Consider the following 15,159-nt stretch of genomic DNA (forward strand, 5'->3'; position numbering starts at 1 on the left):
GTACGAGGGGCCTGAGGTGCCCGTCGCCGGCGGCTGACACGAGCCGGTGCTCACCGGGGGCCTGGTGCCGGGATGCCGGCTCCCGGTGCCGGGCGGAGGCGGCCGGGTGCGGGGGCCGCGGCCCGTTTCCCGCGCCCCCTGCGGACGTTCCCCGGGCGGTGCTGTCCGTGACGGCAACCGCTCCCGCCGAGGCAACCGCTCCCGCCGAGGCAACGGGTCCTGGCAAGGCGATGGATCCGCGGAGGCGACGGGTCCCGCGGCAAGGATGAGTTCCGCGGCAGCGATGAGTTCCGGCCGGCTCCGCGGTCTACAGGTCTGCAAGGCCGTACCGCACCGGCCGCGCGGCGTGTCCCTCGCCGCCGCCGGTGCATCGACACACGTCCGGGAGGACCCCGTGTACCAGCAAATGATCTTCGTCAATCTCCCCGTGGCCGACCTCGGTGTCACCAAGAAGTTCTTCACCGAACTCGGCTACACCCTGAACGAGCAGTTCACGACCGATGACTGCGCCTGCGTCATGATCAGCGACACGATCGTCGCGATGATGCTCGCCAAGGAGCGCTACCGGGACTTCACCCACAAGGAGATCGCGGACGCCACCAGCACCTCGGAGGTGCTGCTCTGCCTCAGTTCCCCGAGCCGCGAGAAGGTCGACGAACTCGTGGACCGCGCGATCGCGCTCGGCGGCACCGCCAGCGGCCGCACCCAGGACATGGGCTTCATGTACGGCCGCGCCTTCGACGACCCGGACGGGCACACCTGGGAGGTCATGTGGATGGACCCGGCGGCCGTCGAGGGCTGAGGACGCCGGTTCCCGCACGGGCGCGGCGCCGGCGGGGCCGCCGCGCCCCACAACCGGCCACAGCAACCGCGCCCCGGCACCTCGGCGCCTGCGGGCCGGTGACGCCGCTACGGCGCCGAAGCCCCCGGATCCGCACGCCGGCCGCCGGAGGGGGGAGCCGCCGTGTGGGGGTTCCGCCAACCCCGCGCCGGGCCGCTGCCTAGCATGGGCGGGTGCAGCCGACTCCCGAGACCAGCCCCGCCGCCGCGCCGTCCGCCGCGCCCCGCCCGGGCACCGCATACGAGACCGACCGCGAGATCGAGACGCTCACCGAGTTCGACTCCGTGGTGGCCGAGCGCACCGCCCTGACCGGCTACCGCGTGCAGGCCGTCGACCTGACGGAGCGCACGGACGTGCTGCTGTCCGCGGACGTCTCGGGCGCCGTCTTCCTCGGCTGCCCGATGGACCCGCGCGCGGCGGCACAGGTGCGCGGCGCCGGCGCGCTCGTGTTCCCGCCCGTACCCGGTCTGCCCTTCGACCCGTACCGCGGCCTGCTCTACACGCCCGACGAGCTGTTCGAGGGCCTCTCGGACGGGTACGAGGCGACGCCGGACGCGCGGGCGTACGCCTGGTTCGGGCGCACCAGCTCCGACGGGGACATCTTCTCGTCGATGCTGCGCGCCGTGCACGACGACTCCGTCTCGGACGCGCTGGACGAACTCGTCGTGGGCGCCCGGGTGGTGGGTGTGATGGGCGGGCACGCCATGGCGCGCGGGACGGACGAGTACGCCGGTGCGGCGCGTCTGGGCAGGACCCTCACCAGGGCCGGGTTCACGGTGGCCACGGGCGGTGGACCGGGTGCGATGGAGGCGGCGAACCTCGGCGCGTACGCGGCGCCCTTCGACGACACGATGCTGGCGGAGGCACTGGAGCTGCTCGGCAAGACGCCCTCCTTCACCCCTTCGGTGGGCGACTGGGCCGCGGCCGCCTTCGAGATACGGTCCCGCTGGCCGTCAGGCGGCGCCTCGATCGGCATTCCCACCTGGTTCTACGGGCACGAGCCGCCGAACGCCTTCGCGGCGCACATCGCCAAGTACTTCGCCAACGCCGTCCGCGAGGACGGCCTGCTGGCCCGCTCGAACGCGGGCGTGGTCTTCCTGCCGGGCGCGGCGGGCACCGTCCAGGAGATCTTCGACAACGCCACGCCGAACTACTACGAGTCCCGCGGCGAGCCCACCCCGATGGTGCTGGTCGACCGCTCGCACTGGACCGAGCGGCTGCCCGCCTGGCCCCTGCTGCGGGCCCTGGCGCGGGAGCGGTCGATGGAGCACCGGATCGCGCTGGTCGACTCGGTGGACGAAGCACCCCTGGCACTGGCGCGGATGGCCTGAGGCGGCTGCGGAGCCGGCCGGTACGGCCCGGTCGCGCGGCGCCACCCGCCCGCTGACGCCCGGCAGGCGGCAGCCGGTACGGCGACGACCCGCCTGCCCGCAACGGCAGGACGAGGGCGGGCGGGGGTTGAGGCCCGGCGAGCCGCGGCGGCTCACTCGAACGATGCCCGCGCCAGCCAGAAGTCCAGCAGGTCCCGCTCGCCGAGCACGGTGACCGGGCCCGTGTCGGGGGACCGTCTTCGGTAGAACGCGAGCAGCACCTCGGTGAGCGGGCCCCGCAGTGTGACGGTGGCCGTGCCGTGGCCGCGGCGCCAGGCGAAGCCGTCCTCGTGGAGGTCGATCAGCCATTCGGCGGCCAGGCCGGGCGGCGCGTCGGTGGCGTGCAGGTGCAGGGAACTGCCCGCGCCGCCCGCCGGGACCACGCTCCTGCCGTCTCCGGGCACGGCGGTCATCTGGACGAAGCGCACGATGTCCAGCCACTCGTCGAGTGCGTCCGCGGCCACCTCGGGCGCCAGGGCGTACGGGAGCCCCGCGGCGAGGGTGGCGTCGGCCCGGTGCAGGGCCAGTTCGTGGGTCGTCCGGCGGGCCCAGAACCCTGCCGTGCGGTCCGGGGACCAGCTCCACACGTCCGCGTCGGCGCCGGCGGCGCGCAGGGTCTCCGCGGTCATCTCCGCGGACTCGGCGAGCCAGTCGTCGAACGCCTCCGGCCCCTCCTCGTCCGGGCCGTGCGCACCGGGCACGTCCCCCGCCTCGATGTCCCCGGCGGCCTGGGTGCGGACCAGGACCTCGACCCGGCGGACGGCGGCGCCGGTGTGCCGCGCCAGTTCCCCGATGGTCCACGCCGGGCAGGTCGGCACCGGTGTGGACAGGTCGACGCCGCTGGTCAGCACGGCCCGCAGCAGCCGGGTCTGTTCGACCACCTCGGCGCAGTAGCGCTCGTGCCCGAGCCCGTGCCGCAGGCGCCCGGCGCGCAGTCCACCGTCCGGAAATGTCATGCACGCACCTTACGCGGACGTTCAGGACGGCACGACGAGCCGGTGCACGGCGGCACGGGCCCTTCAGGGCAGGACGACGACGTCCTCGCCGTCGAAGACCACGCCCACCTCCGCCCCGGTCTCCGGCGCGTCCCGCAGCGCGCAGGCCGCGTCCAGGCGGGGGCCGTCGTCACACGGGGCGAGGCGGAGGGCGACGTGGCTGCCGCGGAAGGTGCGGGCCGTGACCGTACACGCAAGGCCCGCGGCGGCCGGTACGAGCCGGACGCCCGCGGGGCGCACCAGCAGCCGGCACCCGCCGGACGGGGTGCCGGCCGGAACGGGCAGCTTGCCCCAGGCGGTGTCGGCGACCTCACCGGTGACGGTCGCGTCGATGACGTTGTCGAAGCCGAGGAAGCGGGCGACGAAGGCGTCGGCGGGCCGCCGCCACACCTCCAGGGGGGTGCCGGACTGGGCGACGCGGCCCTGGCGCATCACCACGACCCGGTCGGCGAGCGCGAAGGCCTCGCCCTGGTCGTGGGTGACGGCGAGCACGGTGGTGCCGAGTTCGGCGAAGAGCTCGCGCAGCTCCACCACGAGGCGTTCGCGCAGGGTGCGGTCGAGCTGGCCGAGGGGCTCGTCGAGCATCAGCAGCCGGGGCCGCGGGGCCAGCGCCCGGGCCAGCGCGACCCGCTGCTGCTCTCCGCCGGAGAGCGTGGCCACGGCGCGCCGTTCCGCGCCGGCCAGGCCGACGAGCTCCAGCAGCCGGGCGACGCGCGCGGGGCGCTCCCGGCGCGGGACGCCGTGCATCCGCAGCCCGAAGGCCACGTTGCCGCCGACGTCGTGCTGCGGGAAGAGCTGGTGGTCCTGGAACATCAGGCCGACACCGCGCCGGTGCGCAGGCACCGCCCCCTGGTCGCGGCCTTCGAGCAGTACCCGTCCCGCGTCCAGCGGCTGGAGTCCGGCGACGGCACGCAGCAGGGTCGACTTGCCACTGCCGCTGGGCCCGAGCACGCACACGACCTCGTGCTCGGCGACCGTGAGGTCCACTCCGTCCAGGGCTGTGTGGGCCCGGTCCCGGCCGAAGCGCACGGTGGCGCCGTCGAGTGTGAGCATCTAGAACTCCCCCGTGTTCTCGGTCCCGGCGCGTTCGAGCAGCAGCAGCGCGAGGGCACATACCACCATCAGCACCACGGAGAGCGCCATGGCCTGTCCGTAGTTGAGGTCGCCCGCCCTGCCCAGCAGGCGTGCCACGGCCACGGGCAGCGTCGGACGGTCAGGGCGGGCGATGAAGACGGTGGCCCCGAACTCGCCGAGGGAGACGGCGAACGCGAAACCGGCGGCCGTCAGCAGGGCCCGGCGCACCATCGGCAGGTCGACCTCGCGCCAGGCCCGCAGCGGTGACGCGCCGAGCACGGCCGCGGCTTCCCGCAGCCGGTCGTCCACGGCACGCAGCACCGGCAGCATGGTGCGCACCACGAAGGGGGCGCCCACCAGGGCCTGGGCGAGCGGCACCAGGATCCAGGAGGACCTGAGGTCGAGGGGCGGCCGGTCGAGCGTGACGAGGAAGCCGAAGCCGACGGTGACGGCGGAGACCCCGAGCGGCAGCATGAGCAGCGCGTCGAACCCGCGCAGCAGCGCGCCGGCGCGCCGGCTGAGGGCCGCGGCGGCCAGCCCGCCGACCAGCAGGGCGATGGCGGTGGCGGCGAGGGCGTACTGAAGCGAGTTGGCGACGGCGTCGATCGGCGGCACCAGGAAGGCACCGCCGTCGGCCGAGGCCAGCGCGCGGTAGTAGCCGAGGCCGTAGCCGTCCGTGGTGCGCAGGGAGCGCTGCACCAGTACGCCGAGCGGCAGCAGGAGCAGGATCCCGGCGGTGGCGAGGACGCCGCCGAGCAGGGTCCACTGCGCCGCTCCCCGGGGGCGGCGCGCGGTTCCCGCGGCGTCGACGAGGTGCAGGGCCCTCTCGCGGCGGCGGACCGTGCGCGCGTGCACGGCCAGGATGGCGCCGACCGCGACGAGTTGGAGCAGGGTGAGCACGGCGGCGGTCGGCAGGTCGAAGACCTCCGCGGTCTGCCGGTAGATCTCGACCTCGATGGTGGAATGGGCGGGGCCGCCGAGGATCTGCACGATGCCGAAGGACGTGAAGGTGAACAGGAACACGATGAGGGCGGCGGCCGCCACGGCGGGCCCCAGCGCGGGCAGGGTGACGGTGCGCCAGGCCCTCCGCCGCGAGGCGCCGAGCACCCGCGCTGCCTCCTCCTGACGGGGGTCGAGCTGCGCCCACAGGCCGCCGACGGTGCGCACCACCACGGCGTAGTTGAAGAAGACGTGGGCGAGCAGGATGGCCCACACGGTGGTGTCGAGACGGACGCCCCACAACTGGTCGAGGAGCCCGCCGCGGCCGAGCAGCGCGAGGAAGGCGCTGCCCGCCACGACCGTGGGCAGCACGAACGGGACGGTGACCAGCGCGCGCAGCAGCCGCTTGCCGGGGAAGTCGAGCCGCGCGAAGACGTAGGCGGCGGGCAGGGCGAGCAGCAGTGTGAGGGCCGTGGAGGCGAGGGCCTGCCAGACGGTGAACCAGAGCACGTGCCCGATGCCGGACTCGGTGAGCACGGCGCCGATCCACCCGACGTGCCAACTGCCGCCGGCCCGTAGACCTCGTGCGACGATCCCGGCGACCGGGTAGGCGAAGAACACCGCGAAGAACGCGGCGGGCACCGCCATCAGCCCGAGGCCGGCGGCGGTGGACCGGTGGGAGCGCCGCCCTCGCGCACCGGACCGGCGGAAGCGGTGCGCGCGCCCACCGGACCCGCGGGGACGGTGCTCGCGCCCACCGGGCCGGCGGCCGGGTGCGCCCGCGTCAGGCCGGCCGGCGCTCCCGCCGGTCACTTCAGGAGGAGCGACGTCCATGTCCTGACCCACTGGTCGCGGTGCGCGGCGATCTTCTCGGGCGCCATGGTCTGCGGGGTGTCGACCTGCACCGCGTACTTGCGGTACAGCGCCGGCGCCTGGGCGGTCTCACGTACCGGGTCGACGAACATGTTCAGGGGCATGTCGTCCTGGAACTCCTTCGATATCAGGAAGTCCAGGAGGGCCTTCGCGCCCTTGGGGTTCTTGGCGTGGCTGAGCAGGCCGGCGTACTCGATCTGCCGGAAGCAGGTGCCGGTGGCGACACCGGTCGGGGCGGTCCTGGGCTGGGGCGAGGCGTAGATGGCCTCGGCGGGCGGTGACGAGGCGTAGGAGACGACGAGGGGACGGTCACCGCCCGCCTTCCTGCCGCCGGCGGAACCGGAGAACTCCTCGTTGTACGCCTGTTCCCAGGTGTCGACGACCTTGACGCCGTTGGCCCTGAGCTTCTTCCAGTAGGCCGGCCAGCCCTTGTCGCCGTACTGTGCGGCGCTGCCGAGCAGGAAGCCGAGGCCGGGCGAGGAGGTGGAGACGTTCTCCGTGACGAGGAGGTTGCGGTAGGCGGGCTCGGCGAGGTCGGCGAAGGTGTTCGGGGGCTTGAGGTGGTGGGCGGTGAAGTACCTCTTGTCGTAGTTGACGCAGATGTTCCCGGTGTCGATGGGGGTGACCCAGTGCCGGTCGTCGCCCGCCCAGAACTCGGGGCGGACGAGGTCGAGTCCGCCGGCCCGGTACGGCTGGAAGAGGTGGTTGTCCAGCGCGCGGCTCAGGAGGGTGTTGTCGACGCCGAAGAACGCGTCGCCCTGGGGGTTGTCCCTGGTGAGGATGGCCTTGTTGACGGCCTCGCCGGCGTCGCCGTCCTTGAGCACCTTGACCCGGTAGCCGGACTTCTTCTCGAAGTCCTTCAGCACGCCCTTGGAGACGGCGAAGGAGTCGTGGGCGACGAGGGTCACGGTCGTGGGTCCGGGGTTCGACGAGGCGTCACCGGAGTCGGAGCAGGCGCCGAGGGCGGCCATGCCGAGCCCGGTGGCCAGGGCCACGGTCGCGGCCTTCTTGATGGTGCTCAAAGCATTCCTCCTGGCCTGACCAGGAGAAGACGCGGCCCCGCCCGCGCCGGCCGCGGCCGGCGCCCCCCGGCTCGGGGGCGGTGGCGGGACGCAACGGCTGGAGTGGTGACCGAACTTCCTACCCGGGGCACGGGTTCGCTGGGGAACGCACCCTGGCCCCCGACGGCGAGGTTCAGAGGGTCTGCGGCAGTGCGCGCCGGGCACCGGAGGTGTCCGTGCGCGTGCCGCACTCTCAGCGCTGTGGCGCTCCCCTGTCGGAATGTGCAGATGTGTGCTGTGCGGATGTGTGTACGGGGCCAGCGTACAAGTTCAGCGTTCGGCGCCCGCGAGTTGTCCACAGGCCCCGTCGATCTCCTGGCCACGGGTGTCACGAACGGTGACGGGCACGCCGTGGGCCGCGATGGCGGCGACGAAGGCCCTCTCGTCCTCGGGGCGTGAGGCGGTCCACTTCGAGCCGGGCGTGGGGTTGAGCGGGATGAGGTTGACATGGGCCCGCTTGCCCTTGAGGAGCCGGCCGAGGCGGTCGCCCCGCCATGCCTGGTCGTTGATGTCCCGGATGAGGGCGTACTCGATGGAGACCCGGCGGCCGGACCTCGCGGAGTACTCCCAGGCGGCGTCGAGGACCTCGCGGACCCTCCAGCGGGTGTTGACGGGCACGAGGGTGTCGCGGAGTTCGTCGTCGGGTGCGTGCAGCGACACGGCGAGGCGGCAGGTGAGGCCCTCGTCGGCCAAGCGGTGCATGGCGGGCACTAGGCCGACGGTGGAGACGGTGATGCCGCGCTGGGACAGGCCGAGGCCGTCCGGTTCGGGGTCGGTGAGGCGGCGGATGGCACCCACCACGCGCGAGTAGTTCGCGAGGGGTTCGCCCATGCCCATGAAGACGATGTTGGACAGCCGCCCGGGGGTGCCTGGGCCGCCCTTCCCGGCATCCTGGCCGGTGCCGATCTCGCCGTCACGCAGGGCCCGTATGCCGTCGACGATCTGGTGGACGATCTCGGCGGTGGACAGGTTGCGCTCCAGACCGGCCTGGCCGGTCGCGCAGAACGGGCAGTTCATTCCGCAGCCCGCCTGTGAGCTGATGCACATGGTGACCCGGTCCGGGTAGCGCATCAGCACGGACTCGACGAGCGCGCCGTCGAACAGCCGCCACAGCGTCTTGCGAGTGGTGCCGTCGTCGCAACTGACGTGCCGCACCACACTCATCAGGTCGGGCAGCAGCACCTCCTGGAGCCGGCTGCGCGAGGCCGCGGGGATGTCGGTCCACTGGGCGGGGTCGTGCGCGAGGCGGGCGAAGTAGTGCTGCGACAACTGCTTGGCGCGGAACGGCTTCTCCCCGATCGCTGCGACCGCCTCCTTGCGCTGGGCGGGCGTGAGGTCGGCGAGGTGCCGCGGGGGCTTCTTGGCCCCGCGGGGGGCGGTAAAGGTGAGTTCTCCGGGTGCAGGCATGGTGCCGTCCAGTGTCGCAGATCCGGCCGGGTGTCCGGGATGCGCCGGACCGGGGGCCGCCGGTGCGGGCGCGGGTCAGCCCGGCTGTTCGGGGGCGTCGGAGGGCGGGCGCCCCGGTGGGACGGGCGCGGCCGGGGTGCCCGCCGGGCAGCGGGCCCCTCTACCGGTGCACCGCCTGAAGCACCTGCTGCCCGCGCCGGTCGGCGTAGTCGGTGGACAGCTCGTGCGGGTAGCCGAAGACCGCCGCCCAGGCGATGGTCTGCGCTCGCGGGCGGCGTTTAAGTGCAGCCGGGCGCCGGTCAGGTGGGAGCCCGCGCCACCACGGTGGTGCCGGTCGGGGCTGATCACCGCTTCCGCGTTGTCCGGTTCCCCGCGGACGGCGGCGAAGAGCCGCTTCTCGCGCGCGGAGGAGTCCCGTGCCCTCCCCCGCTGCGGCCCGGTCCTCCATCGGCTGCTCCGTCTTCGCGGCGAGGGCCGCACTCAGCTTCTGGGGGTCGGCGCGGACCTCCGAGCGCCCGGGAGGAGCGCTCCCCGTGCCACATGCGGAGGCGGTCGCGGGGCCGGTCCGGGTGGGGCATGGTGGACATGGTCCGTGCATCCCCGCCGCACCCGGGTGTTCAGCGCCCGGTGGGCAACACGGAGTACGCGCGGGAAGGGCCCGCCGCCTCGCGGGCAACGGGCCTTTCGCCGGGGTCCGGGTCAGGCGGCTCCCACGAAGACCGCCATCAGCAGCCAGACCACCGGCGCGGTGGGCAGCAGGGAGTCCAGGCGGTCCATGATGCCGCCGTGGCCGGGCAGCAGGGTACCCATGTCCTTGATGCCGAGGTCGCGCTTGATCATCGACTCGCCGAGGTCGCCCACGGTGGCGCTCACGGCGACCGCGAGACCCAGCAGCAGGCCCTGCCACCAGATGCCGCCGTCGATCAGGAACTGCATGCACAGGGCGCCCGCGACCATCGCGAAGGCCACCGCGCCGACCAGGCCCTCTCGGGTCTTGCCCGGGCTGATCCGCGGGGCGAGCTTGTGCGTGCCGAAGCGCCACCCGACCGCGTAGGCGCCGGTGTCGCTGACGACCGTCAGGATGAGGAACGTCAGCACCCGCCGGGGCCCGTCGTCCGCGCTCAGCAGCATGGCCACGAACGTCGCGAGGAACGGCACGTAGAAGGCGGCGAAGACACCCGCGGTGACGTCCCTGAGATAGCCCTCGGGCGGCTGCGTCATCCGCCACGCGAGGACCGCGAGGGCGGTGAGGGCCACCGCCACCCAGGCGCCCTCGGTGTCACGGACGTAGCCGGCCACCACCATCGCGGTACCGCCGACGGCGAGCGGCACCAGGGGCGCGTGGATGCCCTTGCGCTCCCGCAGCCGTGAGGTGAGCTCCCACAGCCCCACCACGACCGCGACGACGATCACCCCGACGAAGACGGCCTTCACCACGAACAGCGCCGCGAGGATCACCACGCCGAGCCCGACTCCGACCCCTATGGCCGCACCCAGGTCACGGCCGGCGTTCTTCTTCTGGCGGCTCGGGGCGGGATCGGGGGCGCTGGGCATGGGCTCCTGCGGCTTCGGCATCGGCTGCGGCGGCACATCGCGGAAAGCATCGTAGGCAGGACCCGTCGGGGCCGCCCGTTCGGTGCTGCCGGGGTCGGGCGGGAGCCGTGGGCCGGCGTACCCGGGACCGGACGGTGCCCCGGACGGAGCCCCCCAGGAAGAGTCGTTCATCAGACCTCGAGCAGCTCGGATTCCTTGTGCTTGAGCAGCTCGTCCACCTGGGCGACGTACTTCGCGGTGGTGTCGTCGAGCTCCTTCTCCGCACGCCGCCCCTCGTCCTCGCCGACCTCGCCGTCCTTGATCAGCTTGTCGATGGCCTCCTTGGCCTTGCGGCGGACCGAGCGGATCGAGATCTTGGCGTCCTCGCCCTTGGTCTTGGCGACCTTGATGAACTCCTTGCGGCGCTCCTCGGTCAGCTCCGGGAAGACCACCCGGATGATGTGGCCGTCGTTGGTCGGGTTGACGCCCAGGTCGGAGTCGCGGATGGCCTGCTCGATGTTGCGCAGGGCGCTCTTGTCGAACGGGGTCACCACGGCCATCCGGGGCTCGGGCACGGAGAAGGAGGCCAGCTGGTTGATCGGCGTCATCGCGCCGTAGTAGTCGGCCACGATCTTGTTGAACATTGCCGGGTGCGCACGGCCGGTGCGGATCGCTGCGAAGTCCTCCTTGGCGACCACGACGGCCTTCTCCATCTTCTCCTCGGCTTCGAGGAGGGTCTCTTCGATCACCACTTGCTCCTGCGTGTCTTGAGCTGGCCCGGCTTCGCACGGGCTGCGGCCGGCTGCGTCGTGTCTGTCCCTGCACGGTGTCCTGACGGCAGGGGTTTGTCCATCCCCTCACGGGGCCGTTCCCCGGCCGTGCACCCGGCTGCCCGGGTTCGGCGCCGGGTACCCGGGCGCGGGCCGTCTCAGGCCCGCGTGCCCTGATCGCTCACGAGCGTGCCGATCTTCTCACCCCTGACCGCCCGCGCGATATTCCCTTCCTTGAGAAGCTCGAAAACCAGAATGGGGAGCTGGTTGTCGCGGCACAGGGTGACGGCGGTGGCATCGGCGACCTTCAGGTCGCGGGTGATGACCTCGCCGTAGCCGAGGGCGTCGAACTTCACCGCGTCGGGGTTGGCGTTGGGGTCGGAGTCGTAGACGCCGTCGACGCCGTTCTTGCCCATGAGCAGGGCTTCCGCGTCGATCTCCAGGGCGCGCTGCGCGGCGGTGGTGTCGGTGGAGAAGTACGGCATGCCGGTCCCGCCGCCGAAGATCACCACTCGGCCCTTCTCCAGGTGCCGCACCGCCCGCAGGGGGATGTACGGCTCGGCGACCTGCCCCATGGAGATGGCCGTCTGCACCCGCGAGACGATGCCCTCCTTCTCCAGGAAGTCCTGGAGGGCCAGGCAGTTCATGACCGTGCCGAGCATGCCCATGTAGTCCGAGCGCGCCCGGTCCATGCCGCGCTGCTGCAGCTCGGCGCCGCGGAAGAAGTTGCCGCCGCCGATGACGACGGCGATCTGCGAGCCGTCGCGTACGACGGCGGCGATCTCCCGGGCGATCTTGTGCACCACGTCGGGATCGACGCCTAGCCCTCCGCCGCCGGCGAACGCCTCACCGGACAGCTTCAGCAGGAAGCGGCCGGGCACTTTGCCGTCGTCGCTGTGCTCACCCTGGTCGGCCTTGGTGGTCATGGTGATCTCCTCGTGGTGCGCAGACGAAGAAGGCCACTGCCGGTGGGTGATCTTGACATCCCATGCGCGGCAATGGCCTCCTCGTCGGATCTGCGTTCGTCCGTCGCGTACGCCCTGGCTTGTCCGCCGTACGCGGGCGACTGCTGGGTCGACCCTAGCGGGGTCTTCCGCGTGTCGCGTGACGGACTCAGATGCCGACCTTGATGCGCGTGAAGCGCTTCAGGGTGACACCGGCCTCGTCCAGGACCTTCTGGACGGACTTCTTGTTGTCCTTCGCGAACGGCTGGTCGAGGAGGGTGACCTCCTTGAAGAAGCCGTTGACGCGTCCCTCGACGATCTTGGGGAGCGCCGCCTCGGGCTTGCCCTCGTTGCGGGAGGTCTCCTCGGCGACGCGCCGCTCGCTCTCCACGACCTCGGCCGGCACGTCCTCACGGGAGAGGTACTTCGGCGAGAAGGCGGCGATGTGCTGCGCGACGTCCTTGGCGACCTCGGCGTTCTCCTTGTCGAGCTCCACCAGGACACCGATCTGCGGCGGCAGGTCAGGCATGGTGCGGTGCATGTACGCCGCCACGTAACCGCCGGAGAACAGGGCGAAGCGGTCCAGGACGATCTTCTCGCCGAGGTTGGCGTTGGCCTCGTCGACGTAGGCCTGGACGGTCTTGCCGGGCTCGATCTCGGAGGCGAGCAGCGCGTCGAGGTCCCCCGGGGAGGTGGCCGCGACGTGCTCGGCGAGCGCGTTGGCGACGGACTGGAACTTCTCGCCCTTGGCGACGAAGTCCGTCTCGCACTTCAGCTCCAGGAGGACACCGGAGGTGTGGTCGTCGGCGATCCGGGAGACCACGGCGCCGTTCTCCGCGGAGCGGCCCTCTCGCTTGGCCACACCCTTCTGGCCCTTGACGCGGAGCAGCTCGACGGCCTTGTCGACGTTGCCGTCGGACTCGTCCAGTGCCTTCTTGCAGTCCATCATGCCGGCGCCGGTGAGCTCGCGGAGCTTCTTGACGTCGGCGGCGGTGTAGTTCGCCATGAGTCTGTGAGTCTTTCTCGAAGTCGGGGCGATCGGGGGTCCCGGTGCGGGCCGCACGGACCCGCGGGCCGGCGGCGGGGCGGTGGCCGGCGGTGCCACCGCTCCCGTCCCCGGTGACCGGACGGTCGTCAGGCCTGCTCGGCGTCCGCGGCCGGCTTCTCGGTCTCGGCAGCCTCGGCGGGCTGCTCCGCGGCGGCGGGCTGCTCCGTGGCGGGCTGGTCCGCGGCGTCCGCGGCCTTCGCACCGGCCTCGTCGGCCTTCTTCTCGCCCTCGAGCAGGTCGCGCTCCCACTCGGCCAGCGGCTCGCCCGCGGCCTTCTCGCCCGGCTTGCTGTCACCGGTGGCCACGCCGGAGCGGGCGATGAGGCCTTCGGCGACGGCGTCGGCGATCACACGGGTGAGCAGCGTGACGGAGCGGATGGCGTCGTCGTTGCCCGGGATCTTGTAGTCGACCTCGTCGGGGTCGCAGTTGGTGTCCAGGATCGCGACGACCGGGATGTTCAGCTTGCGGGCCTCGCCGACGGCGATGTGCTCCTTCTTGGTGTCCACGATCCACACGGCGCTGGGCACCTTGGACATCTCGCGGATACCGCCGAGGGTCTTCTCCAGCTTGGCCTTCTCACGGGAGAGGACCAGGAGCTCCTTCTTGGTGAGGCCGGAGGCGGCCACGTCCTCGAAGTCGATCTGCTCGAGCTCCTTGAGGCGCTGCAGGCGCTTGTAGACGGTCGAGAAGTTGGTGAGCATGCCGCCCAGCCAGCGCTGGTTGACGTAGGGCATGCCGACGCGGGTGGCCTGCTCGGAGATGGCCTCCTGCGCCTGCTTCTTCGTACCCACGAACATGACCGTGCCGCCGTGGGCGACGGTCTCCTTGACGAACTCGTAGGCGCGGTCGATGTACGACAGCGACTGGAGCAGGTCGATGATGTAGATGCCGTTGCGCTCGGTGAAGATGAAACGCTTCATCTTCGGGTTCCAACGGCGGGTCTGGTGACCGAAGTGGACGCCGCTCTCCAGCAGCTCCCGCATCGTGACGACGGCCATGGCCGTGTTCTCCTTGGTTCTCGGTTGTGCTTCCGCCGGATGGCGGTCGCGCCTGACGCCCCGGCGCGCTGTGCCACGAGGGACCGAGGAGCGCGGACATCGCCGGTGGAGGGCGGATGTCGGGGCGTGCGAAGTCGATCCGGTGGCCCGGATCGCCATCAGAAGTGTACGGGAACGGTGACGCGGCGGGTGACGCCGTTGTCCACAACCCGCGAGTAGTCCACAGATCCTGGCCAAGATCCACCGGCGGGGAGGCCGGGGTGGGACCTTGAGGGGGACCGATGCGGGGACGTGAGCGGGGGCGAGATCGGTGATGCGGGGTCGTGGGGCCGTGCGGGTCGGGGTGGTGGCGGTCGTGGTGGCCGCGGTCTGCGCCGGGGTGGCGGGGGCAGCGCCCGTGGGGGTGTGCACAGGAGCGGGCTCCGGAGCGGGGGCGCGTTCCGCGGCGGGCGCGGGGCCGGTCGTCGCGGCGGACGCCGGGCGGAGCGCGGAGGCGCAGAGGGCGCCAGAGCCGACGGGCACGCCCCAGCCGACGGGCACGCCCGAGCCCGTGCGCGCGGGCGCCGGTGCGGCGGATGTACCGGGCCGGTCAGGAGCGGGCACCGGGGCGGCGGACACAGCGGACCGGGCAGGGGCGGGCACCGGTGCGGCGGACGCACGGGGACCGCGCGGACCGGCGGGCGTGAGGGGCACCGGGGGCGTGACGGATGCCCCGCATCCGCCGGGTGCCGGATACGCGAGGGATACGGGGAGGGTGTCGCGGGCGGGGTCCGCCGAGACGTCGGCGCTCGGCACCGGGCCCCTGCTGCCGATCGAGGCGTCGGGTCCGGGCGCCAGGGCCGTGCCGCGGGCCGAGGCGTCGGCATCCGGCGCCGACAGTGCGCCGCACCTCGGCGGCGTGCCGCGCGTCGGCAGGGTGTGGCCGGTGGGGACGCGTCCCGTGGTGGTGCGGGGGTGGGAGCCGCCGGCAACGCCCTACGGCCCGGGCCACCGTGGCGTGGACCTCGGCGCGCCGGCCGGCTCCGCCGTCCGTGCCGTCGCGGCCGGCCGGGTGGCCTTCGCCGGCCGGGTCGCGGGGCACGGCGTGCTCTCGGTGGCGCTGGACGGCACGGGTGACCCGGCCCTGCGTACGACGTACGAGCCCGTGCGGGCGACGGTCCGCAAAGGGGACAGGGTCGCGGCGGGCCAGGTGGTGGGCGCCCTGGAGGCCGGCCCCTTCCACTGCCCGGCCGTCTGCCTCCACTGGGGCCTGCGCAGGGCGGACTCCTACGCGGACCCGCTCTCGCTGCTGTCCCCTTCGCTGCTG

12 protein-coding genes and 1 pseudogene are annotated in these 15,159 nt (G+C 72.7%); 3 read left to right on the forward strand and 10 right to left on the reverse strand.

Annotated features, from left to right (window positions below; genetic code table 11):
• Positions 1-394: 394 nt before the first annotated feature.
• Both IE313_RS28575 and IE313_RS28580 read left to right on the forward strand, forming a co-directional pair.
• On the forward strand, positions 395-802 hold the full coding sequence (locus tag IE313_RS28575) for a VOC family protein (protein ID WP_189937271.1): 408 nt from the start codon (positions 395-397) through the stop codon (positions 800-802).
• 212 nt (positions 803-1,014) lie between these two features.
• Positions 1,015-2,172 carry an LOG family protein gene (locus tag IE313_RS28580; RefSeq protein ID WP_189937273.1) on the forward strand — a complete coding sequence of 386 codons (1,158 nt, stop codon included), beginning with the start codon at positions 1,015-1,017 and terminating at the stop codon, positions 2,170-2,172.
• 152 nt (positions 2,173-2,324) lie between these two features.
• Here IE313_RS28580 and IE313_RS28585 read toward each other — a convergent pair whose 3' ends face one another.
• The 10 genes from IE313_RS28585 to rpsB all read right to left on the reverse strand — a co-directional run bounded on the left by IE313_RS28585 (position 2,325) and on the right by rpsB (position 13,853).
• Positions 2,325-3,167, reverse strand: coding sequence for a maleylpyruvate isomerase family mycothiol-dependent enzyme (locus tag IE313_RS28585; protein ID WP_189937275.1), 843 nt, complete (start codon positions 3,165-3,167; stop codon positions 2,325-2,327).
• Positions 3,168-3,230: 63 nt separating this feature from the next.
• Positions 3,231-4,259 (reverse strand): ABC transporter ATP-binding protein, encoded by a 1,029-nt coding sequence (locus IE313_RS28590; protein ID WP_189937278.1) that lies wholly within the window; start codon positions 4,257-4,259, stop codon positions 3,231-3,233.
• A complete protein-coding gene (locus IE313_RS28595) occupies positions 4,260-5,867 on the reverse strand; it encodes an ABC transporter permease (protein WP_189937280.1) in 1,608 nt (535 codons plus the stop codon).
• Positions 5,868-6,028: 161 nt separating this feature from the next.
• A complete protein-coding gene (locus tag IE313_RS28600; protein WP_189937387.1) occupies positions 6,029-7,063 on the reverse strand; it encodes a thiamine ABC transporter substrate-binding protein in 1,035 nt (344 codons plus the stop codon).
• Positions 7,064-7,423: 360 nt separating this feature from the next.
• Positions 7,424-8,560, reverse strand: a complete 1,137-nt coding sequence (gene rlmN, locus IE313_RS28605; protein ID WP_189937281.1) for a dual-specificity RNA methyltransferase RlmN — start codon at positions 8,558-8,560, stop codon at positions 7,424-7,426.
• A 699-nt stretch (positions 8,561-9,259) separates the two neighbouring features.
• The gene (locus tag IE313_RS28610) at positions 9,260-10,285 is read right to left on the reverse strand and encodes a phosphatidate cytidylyltransferase (protein WP_189937283.1); all 1,026 of its coding nucleotides are present in this window, start codon (positions 10,283-10,285) and stop codon (positions 9,260-9,262) included.
• Positions 10,285-10,842, reverse strand: coding sequence for a ribosome recycling factor (gene frr, locus IE313_RS28615; protein ID WP_189937285.1), 558 nt, complete (start codon positions 10,840-10,842; stop codon positions 10,285-10,287). Before frr ends, IE313_RS28610 begins: the two co-directional genes overlap by 1 nt.
• A 179-nt stretch (positions 10,843-11,021) precedes the next feature.
• Positions 11,022-11,789, reverse strand: a complete 768-nt coding sequence (pyrH, locus tag IE313_RS28620; RefSeq protein WP_189937287.1) for a UMP kinase — start codon at positions 11,787-11,789, stop codon at positions 11,022-11,024.
• Between the two features lie 187 nt (positions 11,790-11,976).
• Complete coding sequence (gene tsf / locus IE313_RS28625) at positions 11,977-12,813, reverse strand: translation elongation factor Ts (RefSeq protein ID WP_189937289.1); 837 nt, start codon at positions 12,811-12,813, stop codon at positions 11,977-11,979.
• 128 nt (positions 12,814-12,941) lie between these two features.
• Positions 12,942-13,853 carry a 30S ribosomal protein S2 gene (gene rpsB, locus IE313_RS28630; protein WP_189937291.1) on the reverse strand — a complete coding sequence of 304 codons (912 nt, stop codon included), beginning with the start codon at positions 13,851-13,853 and terminating at the stop codon, positions 12,942-12,944.
• 313 nt (positions 13,854-14,166) lie between these two features.
• Here rpsB and IE313_RS36505 point away from each other — a divergent pair.
• Positions 14,167-15,072 (forward strand): annotated as a pseudogene (locus IE313_RS36505) (peptidoglycan DD-metalloendopeptidase family protein); the annotation flags it as partial.
• Positions 15,073-15,159 lie beyond the last annotated feature (87 nt).

It is taken from the genome of Streptomyces sulfonofaciens, assembly GCF_014656295.1.
Classification (GTDB): Bacteria; Actinomycetota; Actinomycetes; order Streptomycetales; family Streptomycetaceae; genus Streptomyces; species Streptomyces sulfonofaciens.